At 44.8% G+C, this 3,522-nt stretch carries 2 protein-coding genes; both read right to left on the reverse strand.

Annotated elements, in window-relative coordinates; genetic code table 11:
- Positions 1-65: 65 nt before the first annotated feature.
- Positions 66-2,198: a hypothetical protein gene (locus tag LG34_RS08465; RefSeq protein WP_109215699.1), complete on the reverse strand. Its 2,133-nt coding sequence runs from the start codon at positions 2,196-2,198 to the stop codon at positions 66-68.
- Positions 2,191-3,354 carry a class I SAM-dependent methyltransferase gene (locus LG34_RS08470; protein WP_109215700.1) on the reverse strand — a complete coding sequence of 388 codons (1,164 nt, stop codon included), beginning with the start codon at positions 3,352-3,354 and terminating at the stop codon, positions 2,191-2,193. The genes LG34_RS08465 and LG34_RS08470 overlap by 8 nt, the downstream gene beginning before the upstream one ends.
- Between the last annotated feature and the right edge of the window lie 168 nt (positions 3,355-3,522).

The raw sequence follows: 3,522 nt of genomic DNA on the forward strand, positions 1-3,522 counted from the left end.
AAGAATATGTCAGCTTTCGCTGACCAGAATCACGCACCAAGTCTCACGTGCGTTCGACTTGAATTTTATTCAGAAATTTCCAACGGCTCCTGCGTCTGACTTTCTCCACGCCGCCATACATAAAGCAGATCTTTTCCGATGACAACACCTTTATTTTCATCTGCGCTCTGAATTGCTGCTGCCATATCCTTTGTCGCCAAAATAACCTGACCTTTCGCATAGACATAATAGTCACTGAACGCATTCAGGTTTTTCATTTCGATCGTCACGGATTCCTCATTCAGAATCTGTTTCGGGATCACCTGTTTTGGTGCTTTTCCAGAGGATTCCGTACTCAGCGTGATCACAACCTCCGTCTGTTTTACCGTAGAAGTCGTGGTTGACACGTTCACCAGATTTTCATCCTGCATATCACGATTCATGATCGTATCTTCCGATGCATCCGTATAGGTATCCCCGGATTTTGCCACTCTGGACAGGTAAATGCTGCCATCCTGCACCCGGATACCTGTCACATACATGCCCGGACTCTGGTAAGTTTTCAAAATCTGATGCTCACTGTCGCCAGAATCCATGATCAATACCTGACTCAGTGCCAGCGTATTGGTCTGCGTATCCGTGCTGAACACATCTGACGTATAACCCCATCCATAAATACAGTCGCTTCCGATAAATCCAAGCGGTTTCAAAGTCTGACCACTTTCCGCATTAACATCGTAAGTATCGCCTTTTTCCAGATCTGTCACATGCATGACGCTTCCATCTTCTGACCATGCAATATGCCGTCCGTCTTCAGAACTTACGATCATATCCGTCTGCAGATCGCTGATAAAAATCTCTGATTTTTTCGTATCCAGATTGATCTTGTATACCTGATCAGAAATAGTCAGATAAAAATATCCGTTATCCGATACATACATTAACGTGCCAAGCTGCTCTTTTACCACCTGATAGGATAATGTCGTCGGAATAAATAACATTTCCTCCACTGTATTGGTCACACAGTCATAATGGCATACGCTGACACCCACCTGACCTTCATGCTCTCCACGGTTCATATAGCCATATACGACAAAATCGATACTTCCGCCCTCATCGGCTTTCAGGATCCGGATCGCATGCTCATCATAATTTTCCCGAATGTCCATGTCATCGCCACTTCGGAAGCTGAATACCTGTGTCATTTTGTTCTCAGACTGATTGTAGCTCCACAACTCTCCCTGCTGTACAAAACAGATAATATTTCCGGTTTCATTCGCCTTGTAATCCACCACATCGGAACGGATGCCAAGATTAATGGAATCCTTGGATACATGGGCACCGTCTCCCTGGAAAATTTCTTCCATGGTCCGTTCAAAATTTAACAGATAAATTTTCTCTGCACCGACACGCACCCGGTAATATTCCTGCACGTTATAATATTCTGTCTGACCGTTCTCATTGTCGGCAGATAAAATATATTCCAGCAAAATAACCTGATATTCATCACACATTTCCTTGATGGATGCCACCGGTTCTGTCACTTCTGTTCCCTGCAGATCCCCCCAGCAAGCCTGAGAAAGACTGTTGTTGATGGTAACGGTCTGCAAAGAAGTATTGTCTGCATCCGCAGACGGCTCCATATAAGAAGCAAGCTCTGACTGGCGGTCTTTGTCCATAGTGATCGCATGAAATTCTTCCACAAAATCCACACAGGTACTGATCTGACTGTCTCCGGCATCCTTGATCCGGGTATAATAACTTGCAGTTGTATCGCCCTCTTTTACCTTCAGGATCAGCTGATATTCTGTGGTTTTTTCCAACAGATTTTCAACGGTGATCTCACCTTTCATTGCGCTCTCATCGCCGGAAAGCGTAACTTTTCCATCCTGAACCAGTCTGCTTCCGTCCAGACTGCGCACTTCAAAGGTCACACTGTCAATATTTTTGCCATACGGATCAATGCGAAGCGACAGCTTATGGTTATCCGGAAGGGGCGTGATGGTATCACGCATGGAAACCGCTGACATTTCCGCCGTATAGCCATGCAGCTCATTGACTCTGTGCCCGTTATCCTCAAAATATACGATTGGGAGGGAAGCCGCCGGCATATCCGTCGTCAGATCCTTCGTTTCATGGTTTGTGATCTTGGAAAAAGTAAATAATGCAACGATAAACACCGCCACAAGGATAAAAAACTTTCGTATTCCTTTACGCATCTGCTGTATTCCTTTCTGTTCTCAGCAACGCCGCCAGCGTCGGTGACACATGCAGTTCCTCCATCAATTCTGTCAGTTCCCCGGATGTTTTTTGCTTTCCGGATTTTACTGCCCGCAATAAAATATTTTTCGGCGTATGCTCCATATCAATAAATTCCAGTACCTGCACCTGATAGCCTGCTTCTTCCAGCAGATTTGCACGGATCGCATCGGTCAAAAGCGCCGACATCCGTTCCCTGATCAGTCCATACTTCAAAACCGGCTGCAACAGATCATTCTGAATCTGTTTATTCACTTCGTGCTGACAGCACGGCACAGACAAAATCACTTTTGCGCCCCATTTTACGGCTTTTTCCAGCGCATAATCAGTCGCTGTATCACAGGCGTGCAGGGTTACGACCATATCTACATGATCCACACCCTCATACTGTGCAATATCACCCGTCAGGAAGGACAGTTTTTCATATCCGTATTCCTCTGCCAGATTCTGACAATGCGCGATAACATCTGCTTTCAGATCCAATCCGATGATCCGTACATCATAGTGTTTCAACTCATGCAGATAATAATACATGGCAAACGTCAGATAAGACTTGCCACAACCGAAATCTATGATAACAGATTCTCTGTCTTTTGGAAGCTCCGGAACGATATCTTCAATAAATTCTAAGAAACGGTTCATCTGACGGAACTTATCATATCTGGAATGAACGATTTTGCCCTCTTTGGTCTGAACCCCAAGGTCGATCAGAAACTGAACCGGAATCTCCGGATCTAAAATATACTGTTTCTTCCGGTTATGTGACAGGTTCGCTTTCGGAACCGGACAGCCGGATTTTGACCTGTGTACCGACCGTTTTCCTTTTTTGCTGATCAGCACCTGAATGTGCTCCTGCGGATGCAGCGCCTCTAACTGGCGGAACCCTTCTGTCCACTCCGCAATCTTCTCATAACATTCTGCTTCTGTCAGGTTGTAATGCTGCACCTGTTTTTCTGTGTAAGCACTTGCCTGAAACATGAGTTTTTCCTTTAATAATATCGGTCGTATCTCAATTTTTCGCACTCCATCTTTTTTGCGCGGACCGCTGATAATGATTTTTGCCAACTGCTCATTCATGCAGCCAGTCAGTATTTCTTTCCATGGATTTTCTATCATAACGTTTCTCTTTTCTACTGCAATATATTTGTGGTGAATCCCCCTTACAGTCAGTAAGGAATTATCTATCTTGTTACCTATTAATTTCAAGTCGAACGCACGTGAGACTTGGTGCATGATTCTGGTCAGCGCAAGCTGACATCTTCTTTTCAGAATCACTGCACTCTA

It is taken from the genome of Eubacterium ramulus, assembly GCF_003122485.1.
Taxonomy (GTDB): Bacteria; Bacillota; Clostridia; order Lachnospirales; family Lachnospiraceae; genus Eubacterium_I; species Eubacterium_I ramulus_A.